At 65.2% G+C, this 20,112-nt stretch carries 19 protein-coding genes, 1 tRNA gene and 2 rRNA genes (1 of these 22 cut by a window edge); 19 read left to right on the top strand and 3 right to left on the bottom strand.

Annotated features, from left to right (window positions below; all coding sequences use genetic code 11):
* From ESD82_RS20980 to ESD82_RS20970, 3 genes are all read left to right on the top strand, one after another.
* Positions 1-487 (top strand): 23S ribosomal RNA (locus ESD82_RS20980) (it extends 2,350 nt beyond the left edge of the window).
* A 99-nt stretch (positions 488-586) separates the two neighbouring features.
* Positions 587-701: ribosomal RNA gene (gene rrf, locus ESD82_RS20975) — 5S ribosomal RNA — on the top strand.
* A 59-nt stretch (positions 702-760) separates the two neighbouring features.
* Positions 761-837, top strand: a tRNA-Met gene (locus ESD82_RS20970).
* Between the two features lie 101 nt (positions 838-938).
* On the opposite strand, the gene ESD82_RS20965 is transcribed toward ESD82_RS20970, so the two are convergent.
* Genes ESD82_RS20965 through ESD82_RS20955 form a run of 3 tightly spaced genes read right to left on the bottom strand, consistent with a single transcriptional unit; the run spans position 939 to position 5,972 of the window.
* Positions 939-2,285 carry an McrC family protein gene (locus ESD82_RS20965; protein ID WP_147427455.1) on the bottom strand — a complete coding sequence of 449 codons (1,347 nt, stop codon included), beginning with the start codon at positions 2,283-2,285 and terminating at the stop codon, positions 939-941.
* Positions 2,282-4,792: an AAA family ATPase gene (locus ESD82_RS20960; protein ID WP_147427456.1), complete on the bottom strand. Its 2,511-nt coding sequence runs from the start codon at positions 4,790-4,792 to the stop codon at positions 2,282-2,284. The genes ESD82_RS20965 and ESD82_RS20960 overlap by 4 nt, the downstream gene beginning before the upstream one ends.
* A 43-nt stretch (positions 4,793-4,835) precedes the next feature.
* Positions 4,836-5,972, bottom strand: a complete 1,137-nt coding sequence (locus tag ESD82_RS20955; protein ID WP_223191530.1) for a Fic family protein — start codon at positions 5,970-5,972, stop codon at positions 4,836-4,838.
* 201 nt (positions 5,973-6,173) lie between these two features.
* On the opposite strand from ESD82_RS20955, the gene ESD82_RS20950 reads away from it, so the two are divergent.
* The 16 genes from ESD82_RS20950 (at position 6,174) to ESD82_RS20875 (ending at position 20,039) form a co-directional block, all read left to right on the top strand.
* Positions 6,174-6,959: a hypothetical protein gene (locus tag ESD82_RS20950; RefSeq protein ID WP_147427458.1), complete on the top strand. Its 786-nt coding sequence runs from the start codon at positions 6,174-6,176 to the stop codon at positions 6,957-6,959.
* Entirely contained in the window at positions 6,956-8,818 is a 1,863-nt protein-coding gene (locus ESD82_RS20945; RefSeq protein WP_147427459.1) for a 7-cyano-7-deazaguanine synthase, read from the top strand. Before ESD82_RS20950 ends, ESD82_RS20945 begins: the two co-directional genes overlap by 4 nt.
* 204 nt (positions 8,819-9,022) lie before the next feature.
* Positions 9,023-9,232: a helix-turn-helix transcriptional regulator gene (locus ESD82_RS20940; RefSeq protein WP_147427460.1), complete on the top strand. Its 210-nt coding sequence runs from the start codon at positions 9,023-9,025 to the stop codon at positions 9,230-9,232.
* Between the two features lie 10 nt (positions 9,233-9,242).
* The gene (locus ESD82_RS20935) at positions 9,243-9,728 is read left to right on the top strand and encodes a hypothetical protein (protein ID WP_147427461.1); all 486 of its coding nucleotides are present in this window, start codon (positions 9,243-9,245) and stop codon (positions 9,726-9,728) included.
* Entirely contained in the window at positions 9,728-10,474 is a 747-nt protein-coding gene (locus ESD82_RS20930) for an ATP-binding protein (RefSeq protein WP_147427462.1), read from the top strand. Before ESD82_RS20935 ends, ESD82_RS20930 begins: the two co-directional genes overlap by 1 nt.
* A gap of 22 nt (positions 10,475-10,496) precedes the next feature.
* Positions 10,497-11,003 (top strand): DUF669 domain-containing protein, encoded by a 507-nt coding sequence (locus ESD82_RS20925; RefSeq protein ID WP_147427463.1) that lies wholly within the window; start codon positions 10,497-10,499, stop codon positions 11,001-11,003.
* Positions 11,004-11,069: 66 nt separating this feature from the next.
* Complete coding sequence (locus ESD82_RS20920; protein ID WP_147427464.1) at positions 11,070-11,435, top strand: hypothetical protein; 366 nt, start codon at positions 11,070-11,072, stop codon at positions 11,433-11,435.
* On the top strand, positions 11,435-12,376 hold the full coding sequence (locus ESD82_RS20915) for a PD-(D/E)XK nuclease family protein (RefSeq protein WP_147427465.1): 942 nt from the start codon (positions 11,435-11,437) through the stop codon (positions 12,374-12,376). The genes ESD82_RS20920 and ESD82_RS20915 overlap by 1 nt, the downstream gene beginning before the upstream one ends.
* Positions 12,370-14,109, top strand: a complete 1,740-nt coding sequence (locus ESD82_RS20910; RefSeq protein WP_147427466.1) for a DEAD/DEAH box helicase — start codon at positions 12,370-12,372, stop codon at positions 14,107-14,109. Before ESD82_RS20915 ends, ESD82_RS20910 begins: the two co-directional genes overlap by 7 nt.
* Positions 14,106-14,330 carry a DUF6511 domain-containing protein gene (locus ESD82_RS20905; RefSeq protein WP_147427467.1) on the top strand — a complete coding sequence of 75 codons (225 nt, stop codon included), beginning with the start codon at positions 14,106-14,108 and terminating at the stop codon, positions 14,328-14,330. The genes ESD82_RS20910 and ESD82_RS20905 overlap by 4 nt, the downstream gene beginning before the upstream one ends.
* On the top strand, positions 14,330-16,612 hold the full coding sequence (locus ESD82_RS20900) for a PriCT-2 domain-containing protein (RefSeq protein WP_147427468.1): 2,283 nt from the start codon (positions 14,330-14,332) through the stop codon (positions 16,610-16,612). The genes ESD82_RS20905 and ESD82_RS20900 overlap by 1 nt, the downstream gene beginning before the upstream one ends.
* A 182-nt stretch (positions 16,613-16,794) precedes the next feature.
* Complete coding sequence (locus ESD82_RS20895; protein WP_456152428.1) at positions 16,795-17,529, top strand: crossover junction endodeoxyribonuclease RuvC; 735 nt, start codon at positions 16,795-16,797, stop codon at positions 17,527-17,529.
* Positions 17,526-17,906 (top strand): DUF6362 family protein, encoded by a 381-nt coding sequence (locus ESD82_RS20890; protein WP_147427469.1) that lies wholly within the window; start codon positions 17,526-17,528, stop codon positions 17,904-17,906. Before ESD82_RS20895 ends, ESD82_RS20890 begins: the two co-directional genes overlap by 4 nt.
* 139 nt (positions 17,907-18,045) lie before the next feature.
* Positions 18,046-18,402: an HNH endonuclease gene (locus tag ESD82_RS20885; RefSeq protein WP_147427470.1), complete on the top strand. Its 357-nt coding sequence runs from the start codon at positions 18,046-18,048 to the stop codon at positions 18,400-18,402.
* Between the two features lie 117 nt (positions 18,403-18,519).
* The gene (locus tag ESD82_RS20880) at positions 18,520-19,824 is read left to right on the top strand and encodes a site-specific DNA-methyltransferase (RefSeq protein ID WP_147427471.1); all 1,305 of its coding nucleotides are present in this window, start codon (positions 18,520-18,522) and stop codon (positions 19,822-19,824) included.
* Positions 19,821-20,039, top strand: a complete 219-nt coding sequence (locus ESD82_RS20875; protein WP_147427472.1) for a DUF7220 family protein — start codon at positions 19,821-19,823, stop codon at positions 20,037-20,039. The genes ESD82_RS20880 and ESD82_RS20875 overlap by 4 nt, the downstream gene beginning before the upstream one ends.
* The last annotated feature ends 73 nt before the right edge of the window (positions 20,040-20,112 follow it).

Here is a 20,112-nt window from a genome sequence, read left to right as displayed (position 1 = left end):
TCCCGAGTGGAAGGGCCATCGCTCAACGGATAAAAGGTACGCTGGGGATAACAGGCTGATGATGCCCAAGAGTCCATATCGACGGCATCGTTTGGCACCTCGATGTCGGCTCATCTCATCCTGGGGCTGGAGCAGGTCCCAAGGGTATGGCTGTTCGCCATTTAAAGAGGTACGTGAGCTGGGTTTAGAACGTCGTGAGACAGTTCGGTCCCTATCTGCCGTGGGTGTAGGATACTTGAGAGGAGTTGCCCCTAGTACGAGAGGACCGGGGTGAACGTTCCACTGGTGGACCAGTTATCGTGCCAACGGTAGTGCTGGGTAGCTATGAACGGACAGGATAAACGCTGAAGGCATCTAAGCGTGAAGCCCCCCTCAAAACAAGGTATCCCTTGAGAGCCGTGGAAGACCACCACGTCGATAGGCCGGAGATGTAAGCGCAGCAATGCGTTCAGTTGACCGGTACTAATCGCTCGATAGGCTTGATTTGATCCGGAAGAAGACAGACCTTCTTCCAAAAGCATCCTTGGACAATGTCTTTCCAGGTTCCCAAAAGAACCGGAAAACGCCGATCTCGCTCCTTTTCCGGTCTGGTGGCCAAAGCACGAGCAAAACACCCGATCCCATCCCGAACTCGGCCGTTAAGTGCCGTCGCGCCAATGGTACTGCGTCAAAAGACGTGGGAGAGTAGGTCACCGCCAGACCTGAAAAGAAGCGAGCATCTCTCAGAACGAGAAGCACCGCAAAACCGCGATGCAAATGGCGCGGGGTAGAGCAGCCCGGTAGCTCGTCAGGCTCATAACCTGAAGGTCGTAGGTTCAAATCCTACCCCCGCAACCAAAATTACTGATAGATATCAGTGCATTAGGCCTCCTTCGGGAGGTCTTTTGCATTTGAGCCACCCGTGGAAGCACTGTGGAAGCAAGAGGGGCCGAAGTCCTTCATATCGCTTCGAAAAGCGCGCTGCCGTGATGGTTAGGTGCTTCCTGCGCGCTTTCGCGCGCCAAGCAATCCATGACGAGCTGTCGAAGGGCCTCCCTGTGGTCTCGCTGTTTGCCGGCGAGGTCTTGAGTGGCCACGATCAGCGACTCATGCGCGTTCCTTGTCGCGATGGAGTACCGCCGGCGGATCGGATCTGGCGGCAGGTCGCCGTGATGGGGGTATAGCAGTACGACGTTCGGGCAGTCGTAGAGCCTGCCATATGCCATCAGCTGGTACACGTCCGTCTGGCTGACCCCCTGCTTTGGATCGTCGATCCGTGGCGTCATGCGCTTCCACTTCGTGTCGATGATCAGCGCAATCTTCTCGCCCTGCCGGACGATGAGGTCCGGCCTTGTGCGGAAGCGGCCGGTCTCGCCCTCGTAGAGACAATCCCGATGGCCGCCCTGCGACGACACACGGAAGCCCGTGCCGGCCAGAGCACGCGACAGGGTCCGTTCGATGTATGCTTCGAACAAGACGTTCATCTCGAAGAGCAGCGCGTGAGCATCGATGGTCCCCGCGCTCGTCTGCTGGTGCCGGTCCGATAGAAAGAGGCGCGCGAGAGACAGGAGATCCCGCCAACGACGATTGGTGCGGTCCAGGACGATCCGGTCCCAGCGGAGGGCGTTCGGAGGGACGTCGGCTACGTCGGCGTACACGAAGCTCAGTTCGCGCAGCGCCCGCTGGTTATCCGGTGCACCGGACAGACGCGACAACTTGCTGACCGCCGCCCGCATCACCTGGTTCAGCGCTATGTCCGGCGACAGAGCATCGAAACGGCACGCCAGCTTTTGTGGCGAGACCGCGAGCGTCGAGAACTGCCGTGTAACGTCCAGGCGTCCCCGAAGCGCAGGCAGGTCATCTTCGTGTTCGAGGTAGTGGCGTGGCATCCCCTGCCGAACCGCGTCGGTCAGCTTCGCACAGAACAGACGGATCAGAAGTTCGAGCACGGTCTCGCGCTGCCAGCCGAGCTGCGTCATTGCGCCGGCTTCAATTGGCAGATCGTAGGTCACCGCAAGCATGTGGATGAGGCGCTGCCTGAGTACCGCATCCGACACCCCGCTCTCGCCGCCCCCCTCGATCTTTGGGAGAATCTCCAGTTGGCAGCCGGGGGTGGCTATGACGCCGACGACGCCACGTGCGCGGAGCCCCTTTCGCCCGTGTTCCAGAACACCCTCACCCCCGCGCCCGGAGAAGCTCGAGGCCCGCGCAACCGCGGCAATCCGGTCTGCTTGCATCTCCGCGATCTCGGTGTCGCCAGGTCCGTAGGCGATGTGCTCCCATTCGCGGATCGTGCGGCGGATCATGTCCCGACCAACTTGCTGTAGTCGAAGCCCTCATCGACGGATCGGACCTGCCAGCGAAACCGGGCGACAGCATCGCCGTCCTCGAGGCCCGGAGGCGGTTTCAGGATCGCACGCTTGAGAAAGCCACCGGTGATCGAACCCTCACCCGGTTCTAGGTCGCCGAGCACCGCTGCGATCTTGGCCCAGTCTTCGAAGAAGTATTCCGCGAGGAGCGGGATGACCTTGTGGCGCATGACCTCGTCGACATCTGCTCGCGAACTGCACGCAGTGAAGTAGGCGTGTCCGATCTGGTGTTCGCGGTCGTAGAGATACTCAATCCGCTCATTGATCGTGGCGAGAAGTCGCGGCAGGTCGATCCCGCATTTCTGACCAGCGTCTTCGAGGATGGATGCATCAGGCATCATTTCACGGAAGGTGAACCGCCGCCGGAGTGCAGTGTCGAGAAGCGCGATCGACCGGTCGGCCGTGTTCATCGTGCCGAGGATGTGCAGGTTGGACGGCACGCCGAATTCGTCCCCGGAATAGGGCAAGCGGACCCGTACCGCATTCGGCTGGTTGAGCCGCTTGTCGGCCTCGAGAAGGGTGATCAGTTCGCCGAAAACCTTGGAAATGTTCGCCCGGTTGATCTCGTCGATAATCAGAACGAACTGATCGGGCTCGTCACCCCCGTCGTTCCTCTGACTGTTCATGTAGCGCTCGAGCGCCGGAATATTGAGCTCGCTGTCGTAGAGCAGATAAATCGACTGCTGCATGAAGCCGCGGCTGTAGATCTCGCTGACCGCTACCCCGTCACGATCCAGCCAGAGCCATCGCACCGCGCGACGGTGGGCATAGCCCCCTTCCGGCCGTGGCTTGAACTCGTAATCGCCGACGAACTCCCCGATGGCACGGAACTGCTGGTTTCCCTTCGATACGATCACGATGTCGCCGTGCCGGACCCAGTTCCGGAATCGAAAGGGCATCTGCACCCATCCGGATCTTGAATCTATGTCGCCGCTGCCGTCTCGGTGGTCCTTGCAGGCTTCGAAAATCGCCTCCCGGCTGGCGTACTTCTCATCGCTCCAGTCGATGTCGTCGAAGCCGAGGAGCGTGTAACCGCCCTCTATCGCTTCCTCGAACAAGTGGGCGTCCTCGGGGTTGTTCGCTTCGCCGATCGACATCTTGAAGACCTGGCGGTCCTCCAGCCTGATCATGTCATCGCCCGATGAGCGCCCACGGCTGGTCTCCGCGCGCTTCGCGATCCGCCTGAATATCCCGTGGACCGTTTCGAGCCGGAAGCCAGCCGACTCCGCCTCACCTTCGCCGTCCGCCCCGGTCATGGGCTGCCGACCTTCGACAAAATCCTCGTAGGCCATCGACTGGTGGAATGTGACGAACTCGACGCGCCCGGCCGCCACGAGCCTCTGGTAGACCGCCATGAGCTCGGCCCGATCCTGCGGCACCGGCTCGCCGCACAGCCGCACTGCCTCGGCCGCAGTGGAAAAGGTTTTCCCGGTGCCGGGTGGCCCGTAGAGAATGAGGTTCATGGGGGTGAATCCCTTCTGGATCTTGGCGTCAGTCGCGCGACCGTCGTCAGCACTGCTCGTTCCATTCACGCCGCCACGTGGGGGAACACCGATTGCCTGAGCAATCTCCGGAGAGAGCTCATAGCGAACAAGCTTGTCGCCGCCGTAGGTCAGGTAATTGACGGGTCCGCCGGCGATCGCCTTGACGCGTGACGCGAGGCCGTCGACGAGCATCGCCCGTGCGACATCGACGATGTCCTCCGTCTCGATAGCCTCATCCGCCTTGTTCCCGGCGCCTCGCGGCTTGATCCGAAATGCCGATACGCCGCTGCTGCGGTTGTAGTTCCTGACAGGCTGAAAGGGGGCCCCCGTCGCATCGAAAAGGACGAAGGGGCGGCTTCCATCGGACTGAACAGTCTCATCAAGCTTGAAGCGGAACACCGTGGCTGAGCTTTGGTCGGCCCCGATCCGTTCAGGCTCTGGGAGCTGCGCCATGTCCTGGAATATCCGTCCGGCCAGAGCTTGGCAGATATTCGGCCAGGCCTCCTTGAGCCCAAGTGCTTCGTTCACGTCGCGGACGAGCACGTCGACGTGGTCGCGACCTTCCTCACGCGCGGGCTCGATGTAGTGCTCGAGTATGTATTGCCGTATCCGATCAGCGTCCTTGGCCGCTCCCGGAGGGTCACCCGCCAGGAACCGCCCGTACTGCCCCAACCAGCTACCCCAGTTGGAGAGCCTGTTGTGGGGATTGTCGGAGTCCGGCATGAGGATTCGGTAGTCCTGACCGCCTGTTCGGGCATCCTCCCGAATTTTGCGCAGACGCTCTCGCAGCGCCTCGAACCTGTCGGCTTCCCATGCCTCGTCGAGATCCCGATGCGGCATTCCAAGCGCCGAAAGGTTCCGCTCAATGGTTCGGATCGCGTAAGCCCGCGAATTGCGGCCCGCTTCTGTCTGGGCTCCGCCTTGCTCGAGCCATGTCTTGAATTCGTGCTCTTTCGTCATTCACAGATCGCAGTTTTGGAGGTTCTAAATGGAGGTGATCGTTTCACCGCAATGGTTCAGTTCCTCGGCTGAGGATGCTCAAGTAGTCGCTGTAGACATACATCCGGCCACGCTGCTTCCCGGTCACCTCCCGCACGATGCCGAGATCCTCCAGATGCTGGATCGACTTCGCAATTGTCGGGGGCGAGATGCTCAGCCGCTGCGCCGCCGCGGGAATGCCGATGATCGGCTTCTGCTGAAGCAGCTGGTGAACCCGGAGGGCGGATGCGGCCGGGCGTCCGAGATCCTCGATCCGGTGCCGATCGGCTTCGAACAGAGCGAGGATCTCGCGCGCCGCCTCGGACGCCTGCAAGGATGTCTCGGCGATGCCGTCGAGGAAGAACTCCAGCCATGTCTCCCAGTCGCCATTCTCGCGGACCTGTTGCAGCAAGTCGTAATACTGGCGGCGATGCGTCTTGAAGTAGAGGCTGAGATAGAGGATCGGCTCCTTCAGGATGCCCTGCGTGCAGAGCAGGAAGGTGATCAGCAGGCGGCCGAGGCGTCCGTTTCCGTCGAGGAACGGATGGATGGTCTCGAACTGCACATGGACGAGCCCGGCCTTGATGAGGGTCGGCATCTCCGGCGTGTCGGTATGGATGAACGCCTCCAGGTCCGACATGAGGTCGAGGACGTTCTCGGGGGGTGGCGGCACGAAGAGCGCATTGCCCGGCCGCGTTCCGCCGATCCAGTTCTGCGAACGTCGGAACTCTCCCGGCTGCTTCGTGCTCCCGCGTCCCTTTTCGAGAAGGATGGCGTGGATTTCCCGGATCAGGCGCAGGGAAAGCGGAAAGCCCTCGCGGATCCGGTCGAGGCCATGGTTCATGGCGGCGACGTAGTTGGAAACCTCCTGCACGTCGTCGAGCGGGACACCCGGCGCTTCCTCGCTCTCGAACAGCAGGAGATCGGAGAGCGACGACTGCGTGCCCTCGATCTGCGAGGACAGCAGCGCCTCTTTGCGGACGTACATGTAGAGGAAGAGCGGGGTGTCGGGCAGGATGGAGGTCACGCCATCAAGCCGGCCGATCGCGCGGTTCGCGCGCTCGAGCTGACGGTAGAGCCGATCCATCCTCACCGGCGGGGCCGGCGGCAAGGGTGGCGGCACGAACGCCTCTGCGCGTTCGCCTGCGGTCGAGATGGCCACGCGCTGACCCAACCGTGATGGCTCCGGTGATAACGCCATGGTTGAAAAAGGATCCTTTCCTTGGCAGGCTACCTGAGAAAGGATATCGCATGTTCCTTTCTTTGTCGTGGTTCTAACGGAAGGTTCCTTGTCTTGTCGAGTGCTCATTCCCTCTGTCCGCGCCAGATCCGGTCCGGGCGCACCCTCTGAACCGGTGGCGCGATGGGACATCAGCGCCTCGGAAAACTCCCCACCCACAGATACCTGCCGGACATCGTCAGGTATCTGGTGACCGGTGGCGCACCCACCGCGCCGCTGGTGGAACAGGTGACCGAAGTCAGTCGGGACGCGCTGAAGCACGCGCTGAGGGACCCTGTCTTTGTGGAAGCGTTGTGGCTGCTCATCAGGTTGCCGCAGGCCGCTGCGTCGAAGGATTTCGGGGCAGCCCTCGCCGACATTGGCATAGGAGCGCGACCGCCGACTTCGGTGACTGAACTGATGGTCGCCTACAACAGCGCACTTGAGCGCGTGCAACGGCGTGTCCATGCGGGAGCGACGGACCTTGGCGACATCGCCCGCGAGGCGGGAGCCGCCGCGCTCGCTGAGGCCGTGGAGGCGGGCATGCCGATGTGGTCCCCAACTGCTGCCGATGTGCAGGCTTCAGTGGCGGCGCTGAGGTCACCGGAGAAATTCGGCGCCCTGGCCCACCATTTCCACGCGAACATCGTGGAACGCGTCATCCACTATTACGTCGATCGAACCTTGCACAAGCTCGTTGGCGCCGATCGCGTCGCGCGGTCTGTCCATGATCTCGCGACCTACAATTCCGCGATACGCCGTCACTGCATCGAGGCTGCGCTGATCATGCGCGCCTTCGCTAGGGACTGGCTTGGCAAGAACCAGTACCGGGACGGCAAGGACATATCGAGGGATGGTGCCCGCCGCTTCTCGGCCTTCGCCGTCGAGAAGATTGGGAACGAACTCAAAAACAGGAAGGGGCCAAAGTGAAACGATGCCTGATCGAATGCGGCGTGCCGCAGGCATCCGAGGCCGATGCGCTCGCGATGAACGTCAGCGAGCCCGGCAAGAACGTCAATCTGAGGATCGACTACATCAGCCGCTCGATGATCGGGAACATTCCCGACCTGTTGATCGACCTCCTCGAAGTGGCGGCCTACGTGTACTGCGCCGATCAGCGCATTGCACGTGGCTCCGCCATGCTCACGAACTTCGGGGAAGACTGGCGCCGCAGTTTGACCTTCTCGATTCCCGTACGTCACCACGAGGTCTGGCAGAGTGCAGACGTGCAGGAACTCCTACTCGATACGCTCGGGTTCCTGTCCGACGACAGCTATGAGTTTAGTTTCCGCAAGGCCGAAGCGCCGGTGCAGCCGCGAGAGCTGTATTTTCCGGAGCTTCTCGACGCCTTCCAGGAAAACGATGAGGTGGCGCTCTTCTCCGGCGGCGTCGACTCCTTTGCCGGCGCTGTCAACGACATCGTCACTCTGGGCAAGTCGGTAACCCTCGTCGGTCATTACTCGTCAACGAAGGTACGAAACGTTCAGGAAGAGCTTATCCGCGATCTGAAGAGCCGCGGGTATGAAAGGCGGGTCTCCTACGTTCCCGTCTGGGTCTCGAATGAGGTCGCCAAGCCCGTCGAGTTCACGCAGCGGACCCGCTCGTTCCTGTTTGCCTGTCTCGGTCTCGTCGTGGCGCAGATGTCGGGTAAGAACCGGTTCAGCTTCTATGAGAATGGGGTTGTCAGCATCAACCCGCCCCTGGCGGGCGACGTCGTTGGCGGCCGGGCGACGCGTACCACGCATCCCAGGGTACTACGCGGGCTGGAGGCGCTGTTCTCGACCCTGCTCGACTCCGAGATTGAGATCCGTACTCCGCTTCAATGGCTGACCAAGAAAGAGGTTACCCAGAAGATCGCCGATGCGGGCTTTGCGGACATGCTTGCCGCTACGGTGAGCTGCACGCGGCCGCGCAGCTGGACGGTCAAGCAGAAGCACTGCGGGCTCTGTTCGCAGTGCATCGATAGGCGGTTTGCAATCTTGGCCGCAGGACTGGAACAGTATGAACCGTCCCAGAACTACAAGCGCGACCTGCTCCTCGGGGATCGCAGCGCGGACGATGAGTTGCGAATGGCTCTGAGCTATGTCGCGTTCTTTCGGGATGTCGCCGCGATGCCGAAGGCGCGTTTTCTTTCTGGGTTCCAGCAGGTCATTTCCGCGCTCGATCACTTTCCTGATCTGTCAGTCGACGAGGCAGGATCACGCCTGTTCGAGCTGTTTCAGCGGCATGCGCGCTCGGTAGAAGAGGTCATTGCCAAGGCGCTTATCGAACATGGTGACCGGCTTTTCCGGGGCGAGGTTCCGCCTGGTTCGCTTCTGGCGACTTGCTTCACTCGCGACCATGTCGAGATCGCGCCGAAGTCCGATTACGATCGGCAGGCCACCGATTTCGTCGACCGGCTCAGCGCTCCCATCGTCGAGTTCGCGGTGGATCACGATGCCGAGCAGGTGCTCTTTCATGGCGGGCATCTTCTCGAAGGTGCGAACTACCGCTTCGTGAATGCGCTGATCGAGAATTTCCGGAAGGCCAAGAGGACGCGCTCGGAGGTCCAGTTCATGCCACCTCACGATGTGGCGGACAAAATCGGCATATCCGAGCAGTCGATGCGCCAGCAACTGCGCAGGTTGCGAGACGCGCTTGACCCGCTGGCCGTGATGCTCGGGATCCCGCTCGATCAGGACAGTTTCATCGAGACCAAGGATCGCGCTGGCTACCGCCTCAACCCGGCATGCCGTGAGATCGCCCTCGGCGACATTGAGGCTCCGAATCCGGCTGCGTCACAGGAATAATCCGCCGACGTCACAGGCCCCCGCGCACAACGTCACAATCTGCCCAGCGAAGCCCCGTTTTTTCGGGGCTTTTTTCTTGTCCGGACGTCACAAGAAAATTCGGGCGTGATCATATACTGAAGGCCGCAAAGCATTGAAATTGTTCGTGTATCCGGGCGCACCAACGTGCCGGGGTGAACAACGGACAACTCAATGAGGTTTCGGATGTCAGTCACGCATCTCAACCAGGTCGAGCTGGCGGCTCGATGGAAGATCAGCCCGCGCACGCTGGAGCGCTGGCGTTGGACCGGTGAGGGCCCCGCCTTCATCAAGATCGGCGGCCGGGTCGTGTACCGGCTCGAGGATGTCGAGGCCTACGAGGCCAGCCGGCACTGCTCGAGCACGGCCGACAAGCCCGCTGAAAAGCTGGCGTGAGGGGGTGGCCATGATGATCCCCAACCGCATCACCCTCGACGACCTGCCCACCCTGCCGGTCGGTGAGATCGCCGCTCTGCCGGGCGAAGAGCTGGCGCTCCTGAAGCAGGACGCCGACGAGCGGCTGCGCGCCGTGAAGACCCTCTGCGACTGGCTCGATGGCGCCATCGCGCTGAAGTACGGCGACCAGGCGCAGGAGGCGCGCCGCGCGGAGGGCAAGGACACCGGCACCGTCCGGCTGCAGGACGGCCCGGTCACCGTGGTCGCCGATCTCCCCAAGCGCGTCGATTGGGACCAGACGATGCTCGCCGGTCTGGTCGAGCGGATCCGGGCCGATGGCGTCGATCCCGCCGAGTACGTCGACATCGCGTTCAGCGTCCCCGAGCGGAAATACACTGCCTGGCCCACGGACATCCGGCAGGAGTTCGAGCCCGCGCGGACCGTCCGCACGGGCAAGCCCAAGTTCCGGCTGCTGCTCGGCGAGGAGGCGCGCTGATGGCCATCTCGCTCGCATCCCTCCAAACCTCGACGGCTCTGCGCCCGCCGCGCGTCCTGATCCACGGCGTCGCCGGCATCGGCAAGTCCACCTTCGCCGCGTCCGCCGACGCGCCGGTGTTCGTCCTCACCGAGGATGGTCTCGGCAAGCTGCAGGTCCCGCATTTCCCGTTGGCGACGAGCTACCCGGAGGTCGCCGAGGCGCTCGACGCCCTGCTCGACGAGGATCACAGCTATTCGACAGTGGTCGTCGACAGCGTGGACTGGCTGGAGCCGCTGATCTGGGCCGAGGCCTGCCGGCGCAATGGCTGGCAGTCGATCGAAAGCCCCGGCTTCGGCAAGGGCTACGCCGAGGCGCTGATCATCTGGCGCGAATACATCGACAAGCTGAACGGGCTCCGCGACCGCAAGGGCATGGCGGTCATCCAGATCGCCCACACCGACATCAAGCGCTTCGACAGCCCCGAGCACGAACCCTACGACCGGTACGTGATCAAGCTGCAGGCGCGCGCCTCCGCGCTGCTGCAGGAGCACTCGGACGTCGTGCTCTTCGCCAACTACCGGATCTCGGTCAGCAAGTCCGACGTCGGCTTCAACAAGAAGGTCACCCGAGCGCTCGGGTCCGGTGCGCGCGTCATGCACACCGAGGAGCGCCCCGCCTTCCTCGCCAAGAACCGCTACGGCCTGCCGGAAACCCTCCCGCTCGAGTGGTCGGAGTTCCTGGCCGCCATGCCCCAATCCGCCTGATTACGACTGAAAGGACAGCACGATGGCACGTTTCGACACCGCCTTTGACGCCACCGGCATCGAGCCCACCACCGCCTACGAGATCCTGCCCGCGGGCAAGTATCGCGCCCAGATCGTCGAGAGCGAGATGCGCGTCACGAAGAACGGGATGGGGCAGTATCTCTGGCTGATGCTCGACATCCTCGAAGGGCCGCAGCAGGGCCGCAAGGTCTTCGACCAGCTGAACCTGGTGAACGCCAACCCGACCACGGTCGAGATCGCACAGCGCACGCTGTCGGCGATCTGCCACGCCACGGGCAAGCTGCAGGTGAACGACAGCGAAGAGCTGCACCTGATCCCGATGACGATCCAGGTGGGGGTGAAGCCCCCGAAGGACGGCTACGGCGAGCGCAACACGATCCGCTACCTGGTGCCGGAGACTCCGGCGCAGGCGGCCTCGCCGAAGCCCGCCGCGACGCAGCCGGCCAGCGCGCCCGCGCAGTCTACGCCCGCCCGCTCGGCCACCGCGCCCTGGAACCGCAAGAGCTGACGCCCTCGGCCGTCGCGGGCTGACACTCGCGGCGGCCCGGACATCGCCAGACCCGAGAGACCGACCATGACCAACATTATTGACGCGGCCTGCGCGGCCGCGAACGCCCCGGGCTTACCTGATGACACCCGGCGCCTGATCGAGATCGAGGACGCCATCGCGAAGATCCGCACGCAGATCGCGACCGCCGATCTGACGCGGCAGCGGACGGCGAAGCCGATCGACCCCGACTGGTTTCACCGCGCGCGCACGGCGCTGCGCCACCTCAACCGCGAGCGCGCCGAGATCGTCGCCCGTCAGGGCGGCCGCCGCCGGCGCGAGCGGCTCAAGGACACGATCATCGCCGTCCTGCGCGAACGCCACGACAGCGCCGCCTGGACCGCGGTGCTGACTGAGGCGCGGGCGCGGCTCGAGCGGGAGGAGGCATGCTGATGGCCGAGCTTCCCGAACCCCCAACGCCGACCCTCTCCACGATCTACGCCTCCTACGAGGCGCGGCAGGGCGACGGCTTCCGCGACCATCTTGGCGCCTCGCTGATCGGCAAGTCCTGCGCCCGGGCGCTCTGGTACGACTTCCGCTGGGCGACGCCCGCGCGGCACACCGGCCGCATCCTGCGGCTGTTCGAGACCGGTCAGCTGGAGGAGGCCCGGCTCGTCCGCGACCTGCGCGCGACCGGCGCCACGGTGCTGGAGGTCGATCCCGAAACCGGGCGGCAGTTCCGCGTCCAGGCCCATGGCGGGCATTTCGGCGGATCGCTCGACGCGGTCGCCCTCGGTCTGCTCGAGGCGCCGAAGACCTGGCACGTCGTCGAGTTCAAGACGCATTCGGCGAAGAGCTTTGCCGAGCTGATCGCCAAGGGCGTCGCGTTCGCCAAGCCCCAGCACGCCGCGCAGATGCAGGTGTACATGCACCTGACCGGCATCACGCGTGCGCTCTACGTCGCAGTCTGCAAGGACACCGACGCGCTGCACATCGAGCGCGTCCCTGCGGATCCCGAGATGGGCGAGCGCCTGCTGGAAAAGGCGCGGCAGATCATCTTCGCCCAGCACCCGCCCGAGCGGATCAGCGCAGATCCCGCCTGGTTCGAGTGCCGGTTCTGCGACCACCACGGGCTATGCCACGGTGACGCCGCGGCTGTCACCTGCCGGTCCTGCCTGCATTCGACGCCCATCGAAGGCGGTTGGCACTGCGCGCGCCATGACCGGTTGCTCGACCCTGCCGACCAGCGTCGCGCCTGCGGCCGGCACCTGTTCATCCCCGATCTCGTCCCCGGCGAGGTGAGCGACGCAGGCGAGGATTTCGTCTCCTACCGCATGCGCGACGGCTCGGCCTGGACCAACGACGCCCGCGAAGAGGAGGCCGCCACATGCTGACCTTGCGCCCCTACCAGCAGGCCGCGATCGCCTCGATCTACGGCTATTTCGAGAGGGAGAGCGGCAACCCGCTCGTCGTGATCCCCACGGCCGGCGGCAAGAGCCTCGTCATGGCCACCTTCATCGACGGCGTGCTCAAGGCCTGGCCCGAGCAGCGCGTGCTCGTCGTCACCCATGTCCGCGAGCTGATCGCGCAGAACCATGCCGAGATGCTGGGGCTCTGGCCCGAGGCGCCGGCGGGCATCTACTCGGCCGGGCTCGGCCGCCGCGATGCGCGGGCCCGGATCCTCTTCGCCGGCATCCAGTCGATCCACGACAAGGCGACGCGCATCGGCCATGCCGATCTGGTGCTGATCGACGAGGCCCATCTGATCCCCGGCCGGTCGAACACCATGTATCGCCGCTTCCTGACGGACCTGCAGGCGATCAACCCCGCGCTGAAGGTGATCGGGCTGACGGCGACGCCCTTCCGTCTCGACAGCGGCATGCTGCACGAGGGTGAGAACGCGCTCTTCACCGACATCGCCTACGAGGTGTCGGTCCGCGACCTGATCGATCAGGGCTATCTCTCCCCGCTCATCTCGAAGCAGACCAAGACCCGCCTCGACGTGACCGGCGTGGGATCGCGCGGCGGCGAGTTCGTCGCGCGCGACCTCGAGGATGCGGTCGACCAGGAGGCCATCACGCGGGCGGCCGTGGCCGAGGTGATCGCCCATGGCGAGACGCGCCGGTCCTGGCTCGCGTTCTGCTCGGGCGTCCGCCACGCGACCCATGTCGCCGAGGAGTTCCGCCGCCGCGGGGTGAGCTGCGCCACTATCTTCGGCAAGACGCCGAAGGACGAGCGTGACGCGACCGTCGCCGCCTTCAAGCGCGGCGAGATCAGGGCGCTGGCCTCGATGGGCGTGCTGACGACGGGCTTCAACGCGCCGGCCGTGGATCTGATCGCCATGCTGCGGCCCACCAAGTCGGCCGGGCTTTACGTTCAGATGGCCGGACGAGGCACGCGGCTTGCCGAGGGCAAGGAGAACTGCCTGGTTCTCGATTTCGCGGGGAATGTCCGCCGACATGGCCCCATCGATCTCGTGCGGCCCAAATGCCCGAGCGGTTCGGGCGACGGGCCGCCGCCCACCAGGATCTGCCCCGAATGCGGGACCATCGTTGCCATCGCGGCGCTCGAATGCCCCGGCTGCGGCGTCGAGTTCCCCGGTCGCGAGGTGAAGCTCGAGCCCACCGCCTCGACGCTGGAGGTGCTGTCCACCGGCAAGCCGCAGTGGGTCGGCGTCTCCGACGTCACCTACAGCCGCCACGAGAAACGGGGCGGGCGGGTCTCGCTGAAGGTCACCTATCGCTGCGGGCTCGCCTTCCACACGGAATGGGTCTGCTTCGAGCACGACGGCTTTCCGCGCCGGAAGGCCGAAAGCTGGTGGCGCGAACGGGCGCCCGAGATGGACGTGCCCGAGTCCGTCGACGGGGCGCTCCTGCTGGCAGACCGGTTGCGTCGCCCCAACGAGATCGCCGTCCGCGTCGCGGGCCGCTTCACGGAAATTACCGCTTACAGGTTCGCCCCATGCCTTACCGCCGTGCAGGGCTCTGCGCTGTCTGCCATCGAGAACCCCGCGGGTGGGGCTGGTTCGACGCGCGCTTCCGCGTCTCCGACCCTCGGCGCGACACGAGCCTCAGAGACCTCTGCTGCCGGGTTTGCCAGGACATCTGCCACAGGAGGTCGGGCATGATCGATCCGACCCCCAATGAGACGGCGGCCATGGTCGAGGGCGGCAAGGCCGGCGGCGCCTATCTCGACAGCCTCGGCAGGACCGATCTCGCCCTGCTGAGCGAGGAGGAGTGGGATACCTTCGTCGAGGTGATCGTTACCGGCTACTGCGACCATCTGCGTGAACTGGCGTCGAAAGACCGCGCGCGGCTCGATCGCCTGATCCCGGAGGTGCCCTTCTGATGGTGGACACCTCGTGGATGGCGCGCGTCGGCGCGCGTCTTGTGACGAACGGCTACGCGATCCTGCCGATCGCGCCCGGCACCAAGAAACCCGGCCAGTTCGCCCGCGCGGCCTGGCACGACTACCCGCAGTGGAACCGCCATGCGAGCCGGGCCACGACCGAGTTCGAGGTCGCGACCTGGTCGAGCTGGCCCGATTGCGGCGTCGGGATCGTCGGCGGCGCGGTGGTCGCGATCGACATCGACATCGCCGAGGATGGCGATCTGGCGCTGCGCATGGAGCAGCTGGCCCGCGAACGGCTGGGCGATACGCCGGCGCTGAGAATCGGCAAGCCGCCGAAGCGGCTGCTGGTCTATCGCACGCGAGAGCCCTTCGCCGGGATCCGGCGCGCGCCGCTGGAGGTGCTCTGCCTCGGCCAGCAGTTCGTGGCCTATGCCGAGCATCCCGATACCGGCCAGCCCTATGCCTGGCCGGACGAGGGGCTCGCGGATATCGATATCGAGAGCCTGCCCGAAATCGACGCCGACCGGGCTGCGGCTTTTCTCGACGAGGCGCTGGCGCTGATCCCGCCCGAGATGCGCCCGAAGAGCCTCGGTGCGAAGGGCGCAAACGGGGCCGGGCACCCGTGTCTGCCGGCGCATGCACAGGCTGGCACGCTGGCCGCGATCCGGAGCGCGCTCGCCTGGCTGCCGAACGCCGAGCTCGACTACGACAGCTGGATGCGCATCGGCATGGCGCTGAAGGGCGCGCTGGGCGAGGAGGGCGCGACGCTCTTCGCCGACTGGTCGGCGCAGGCGGCCAAGAACGACCCGGCCGAGACGGCGAAGGCATGGGCGAGCTTCAAGCCCGCGCGCATCGGCGCCGGCACGATCTATCACCTCGCCATGGAAAAGGGTTGGCGACCCGACCCCGATCTGCTGCTCGACGGCAGTCAGAAGATCAGCGCGGGCGACGAGCATCCCGCGGCGGGCCTCCTTGCACGGCTCGCCCAGCCCGAAGCCCCGATGCCGATCCTCCCGCCTGCGCCGTCCTTCACGCTTGCGATCCCGGGCGGGCTCGTGGGCGATCTCGCGCGCTACATGATCGACACCGCGCGCAGACCGCAGCCGCTTCTCGCGGTGGGCGCCAGCCTCTGCGCCCTCGGCGCGCTGATGGGGCGGCGCTACCGCACGACGACCGACCTGCGCACGAACCTCTACATTGTCGGCATTGCGGACAGCGGGTCGGGCAAGAACCATGCCCGCGAGGTCGTCAACGAGCTGTTCTTCGAGGCCGGACTCGCGCACCACCTCGGCGGAAACAAGATCGCCTCAGGCGCGGGGCTCCTGACCGCGCTCCACCGTCAGCCGGCGATCCTGTTCCAGATCGACGAGTTCGGAATGTTCCTCGCGGCGGCGGCTGACCGCAAGCGCAGCCCGCGCCACATCACCGAGATCCTCGACAACATGACCGAGCTTTACACCGCTGCCAGCGGGGTCTTCCTCGGCGCGGAATACGCCAACCGCGACGGCTCAAACGAGCGGCGCGACATCGTCCAGCCCTGCCTCTGCGTCTACGGCACGACGACGCCGCTGCATTTCTGGGGGGCGCTGCAGGGCGCCAATGTCGTGGACGGCTCGCTCGCCCGGTTCATCATCCTGCCGAGTGAGGAGGATTACCCGGACGAGAACCGTCGTGCCGGGCTGCGCACGTCGCCGCGATCGCTGATCGAGGGTCTGCAGCGCCTTGCCGAGGGCGGCGGGGCGAGCGGCAACCTGGCCGGCAAGACCTCCGGACCCGAGACGGCCGTTGATCCGATGACGGTGCCGATGGACGACGACGCGCAGGCGCGCTTCGACGCGCTCGGCGAAGAGGTCACCGCCGAGCTCAGGGCCGCGGCAGGAACCTTTCACACGCCGATCCTCGCCCGGATTGCAGAGAACGCGGCCAAGGTCGCGCTCGTCCTGGCTGTGGGGCGGGATGCCGTTCATCCCGTCATCCGACTCGAGGATGCCGTCTGGGCCATCGACTTCGTCCGCCATTTCGCCCGGCGCACCATCGACGCCGTCGATCGACATGTTGCCGACACCGAGACCGAGGCGCATCTGAAACGACTGCGCGAGATCATCCGCAAGGCGGGGTCTGCCGGAATCACGAAGTCCGAGCTGACCCGCGCCACGCAATGGCTCCGCGCGCGCGACCGCGACGACATCCTGCTCACGTTGGTCGAGTGCGGCGACATCGTCACGGTCGAGCAGGAGACCGGGGGTCGGAAGGCCATGCGCTTCCGGGCGATGCGGTGAGGGCCGGGACCATGCTTCCTTCAACGGCCCCCATCCTTCATTTGAAGGAAGGTCCCGCCCAAGCCCCCGTCCCGCAACGGAAATCCGGCGCGCGGGGCTTCTTTCAATATTTCACGCAGAGACCCTCGCGCGCTTGGATGGGAAGGGGTGCCAGACACATAACCAATGAAATAACTGAAATATTGAAAGAAGAGATTTATCCTCATTCTGCCAATGGCTTGCGTCCCCACTTCCTTCAAGCGGACGGGGTGAAGCCATTGAAGGAAGCGCCGGGCGTGCCCGGCATCGACAACGTGACCCTGACCAGACCTCGCGATCCCGGCCCGGGCGCGCGTGCTGCCGCTCGACCCGTGCAGCCGTGCCGCCCCGGCCTCTCAATCGAAGAGGAGGTCGTCATGGACCGCTCCCCACACATCGCCCCGGCGCCTCTCACGGCTGCCGGCACTCTCGACCGCTGCATTCTCGCGCTCGATCTCGGCACCAGCACCGGCTGGGCGTTGCGCGCTCCGGACGGGCTGATCACCAGCGGGACCGCGAGCTTCAGGCCCGGCCGCTATGACGGTGGCGGCATGCGCTACCTGCGCTTCACGAACTGGCTCACCGAGATCGACCGCCTGTCGGGGCCGATCGCCGCGATCTGGTTCGAGGAGGTGCGCCGCCACGCCGGAACCGATGCGGCCCATGTCTATGGCGGGCTCATGGCCACGCTGACCGCTTGGGCTGAACTGCGCGGCGTGCCCTATGCCGGCGTCCCCGTCGGCACGATCAAGCGCCACGCCACCGGCAAGGGCAACGCGCTGAAGGACGCGACGATCGCTGCGGCCCGGAACTGCGGGTTCACCCCGGCCGACGACAACGAGGCCGACGCCATCGCGCTGCTGCTCTGGGCGATCGAGACGGACGGAGGTCTGGCATGAGCAGGCAGAATCCTTGGACGGCTGACGACGTCGCCGATCACTTCGAGGAGGCGTTCCGCACGCTGCGCAAGCTGCCGCCGGTCAAGGCCCAGGGCTACTTCGGAACCTGGCCGCAGGTGCTGCGGACGAAGCGCGAGATTGCGGCGATGGAGCCCGAGCCGATGCGCGTCTGGCCATCGGCGGCGGCCATCACCCGGCTGGAGCGGACCTTCGACTGGGTGCTGTGGATCGAGGAGCCCGATCGCAAGCTGGTCTGGTCGCGGGCGGCACGGGTGCCGTGGAAGGTGATCGCGGGCGAGATGGGCTGCGACCGGACCACGGCGTGGCGACGCTGGCAGCTGGCGCTCACGAAGATCGCCGCGCGGCTGAATGCGTGAACGAGTCCAGAGTGTTGCAACATCTTTCCCTTCGACAGCTGCAACAGATCCGTGCTACAAGCAGGGCATGATCGGGAGAAGAGCGCCTAGAGCGCCACCGATCATTCCCACCTCCGTTCCACCCTTTTCGCGAGGCACCATGCCGTTGCGCCCGCCCATCCATCGCCCGGTGGGGCGGCGCGACAAGCGGGAGCGTGACCGCGACACCGGCCACAAGCGCGACCCGGCAATCCGGGCGCTCTACGCCTCAGCGCGCTGGCAGCGTGCCCGGCAGATGTTCCTCGCCCGCCACCCGCTCTGCGCCGAATGCCAGCGCCAGGGCCGCGTGACCACCGCCAACACCGTCGACCACATCATCCCGCATCGGGGCGACACCACCCGGTTCTGGGACCAGACCGGATGGCAGCCGCTCTGCGCCCCCTGCCACAGCCGCAAGACCGCTGCCGAGGATGGCGGCTTCGGCAATCGGCGGACCGGGCGCGAGTCCTCCGACTGACCCGGGGGAGGTCAAATCTCTGGCGAGTTCGACGTCAGGACCGCGCGCCAAGCTTTCTGCATCCATGGCCAAAATGGCGAGGGGGGGGTGCAGCCCATATCCTGAAGGAAATCGCCCGTGTCCGATCGTCAGCTTGCCGTTGAATACCGCCCCCTCGACAGCCTGGTGCCCTACGCGCGGAATGCCCGCACCCATTACGAGGCGCAGGTGGCCGAGATTGCCGGCTCGATCCGGGAGTTCGGCTTCACCAACCCGGTGCTGATCGCCGAGGACGGCACGCTCATCGCCGGTCATGGGCGGGTGCTCGCGGCGCGACTGCTCGGCATGGATACCGTGCCGACGATCACCCTGACCGGGCTCAGCGACAGCCAGCGCCGGGCACTGGTGCTGGCGGACAACCGCATCGCGCTCAACGCCGGTTGGGACGAAAGCCTGCTGTCGCTGGAGCTCACAGATCTGAAGGACGCGGGTTTTGATCTCGGTATCCTGGGCTTCGAGGATGGGGAACTCGACCGGCTGCTGGCGGGCGCCGAGGATGACGATGAAGGTTCGGCGCCGCCCGTGGTCATCCCCGAGCCGCCGCGCAACCCGGTCTCGCGCACCGGCGATCTATGGATCCTCGGCGATCACCGGCTGCTCTGCGGCGACGCGACGTCTCACGACGATGTCCGCCGGCTGATGAACGGCGAGCGAGCGGTGCTGTTCGCCACTGACCCGCCATATCTCGTCGATTACGACGGCTCGAACCACCCGACCCGGAACAAGGACTGGTCGCAGTCCTATGGCGTGACCTGGGACGACAGTTCGCAGGGCGCGGAGCTTTACGACGGGTTCATATCGGCGGCCGTGGCCGAGGCAATCACCGAGGACGCCGCGTGGTACTGCTGGCACGCCTCGCGCAGGCAGGCGATGCTCGAGGCCTGCTGGGAAAAGGCGGGTGCCTTCGTCCATCAGCAGATCATCTGGGTGAAGGACCGCGGTGTTCTGACCCGGTCCCACTACCTCTGGAAACACGAGCCTTGCTTCATGGGCTGGCGCCGCCCGAACCGCCCGCCGAAGGTGGCGGACGAGACGCTGCCCTCGACCTGGGAGATGCCCAGCTTCGCCAGGGACGACCGGCCCGATCACCCGACGCCGAAACCGCTCGACGCCTTCGGCATCCCAATGCGCCAGCACGTGGCGCGCGGCGGGCTGTGCTACGAGCCGTTCTCGGGCTCGGGATCGCAGATCATGGCGGGCGAGGCCAACGGCCGCCGCGTCTTCGCGATGGAGATCAGCCCGGCCTACGTCGATGTCGCCGTCGAGCGCTGGCAGGCGGAGACCCGCAGGGACGCGATCCTCGATGGCGACGGCCGGACCTTCGCCGAGGTGACGGTCGAGCGCCTCGGCGCGATAGATCAGAACGAGGGGTTCGCCGCATGAGTCAGTCACGCACCATGTCGCTGGTCGAGTCGCTGGCCAACGTGATCGTCGGCTATGGCGTGGCCGTCGTCACGCAGATCCTGATCTTCCCGCAGTTCGGCTGGAATCCGACTCTGGCGCAGAACATGAGGATCGGGGCGGTGTTCACGGCGGTGAGCCTCGCTCGATCGTTCACCGTGCGGCGGTTGTTTGAGCGTATCGGTCGCACGAACTGACCACCTCCTCGGCATGATTGGGTCGGTCCACGAACTTCGCGGAACGACAGTGGGCTTGAAACACAGGCGAGAT

Origin of the sequence: Paracoccus pantotrophus (genome assembly GCF_008824185.1) — a bacterium.
GTDB classification, from domain to species: domain Bacteria; phylum Pseudomonadota; class Alphaproteobacteria; order Rhodobacterales; family Rhodobacteraceae; genus Paracoccus; species Paracoccus pantotrophus.
The sequence above is the reverse complement of the archived record's forward strand: the minus strand, read 5'-3'. Positions and strand labels throughout refer to the sequence as shown.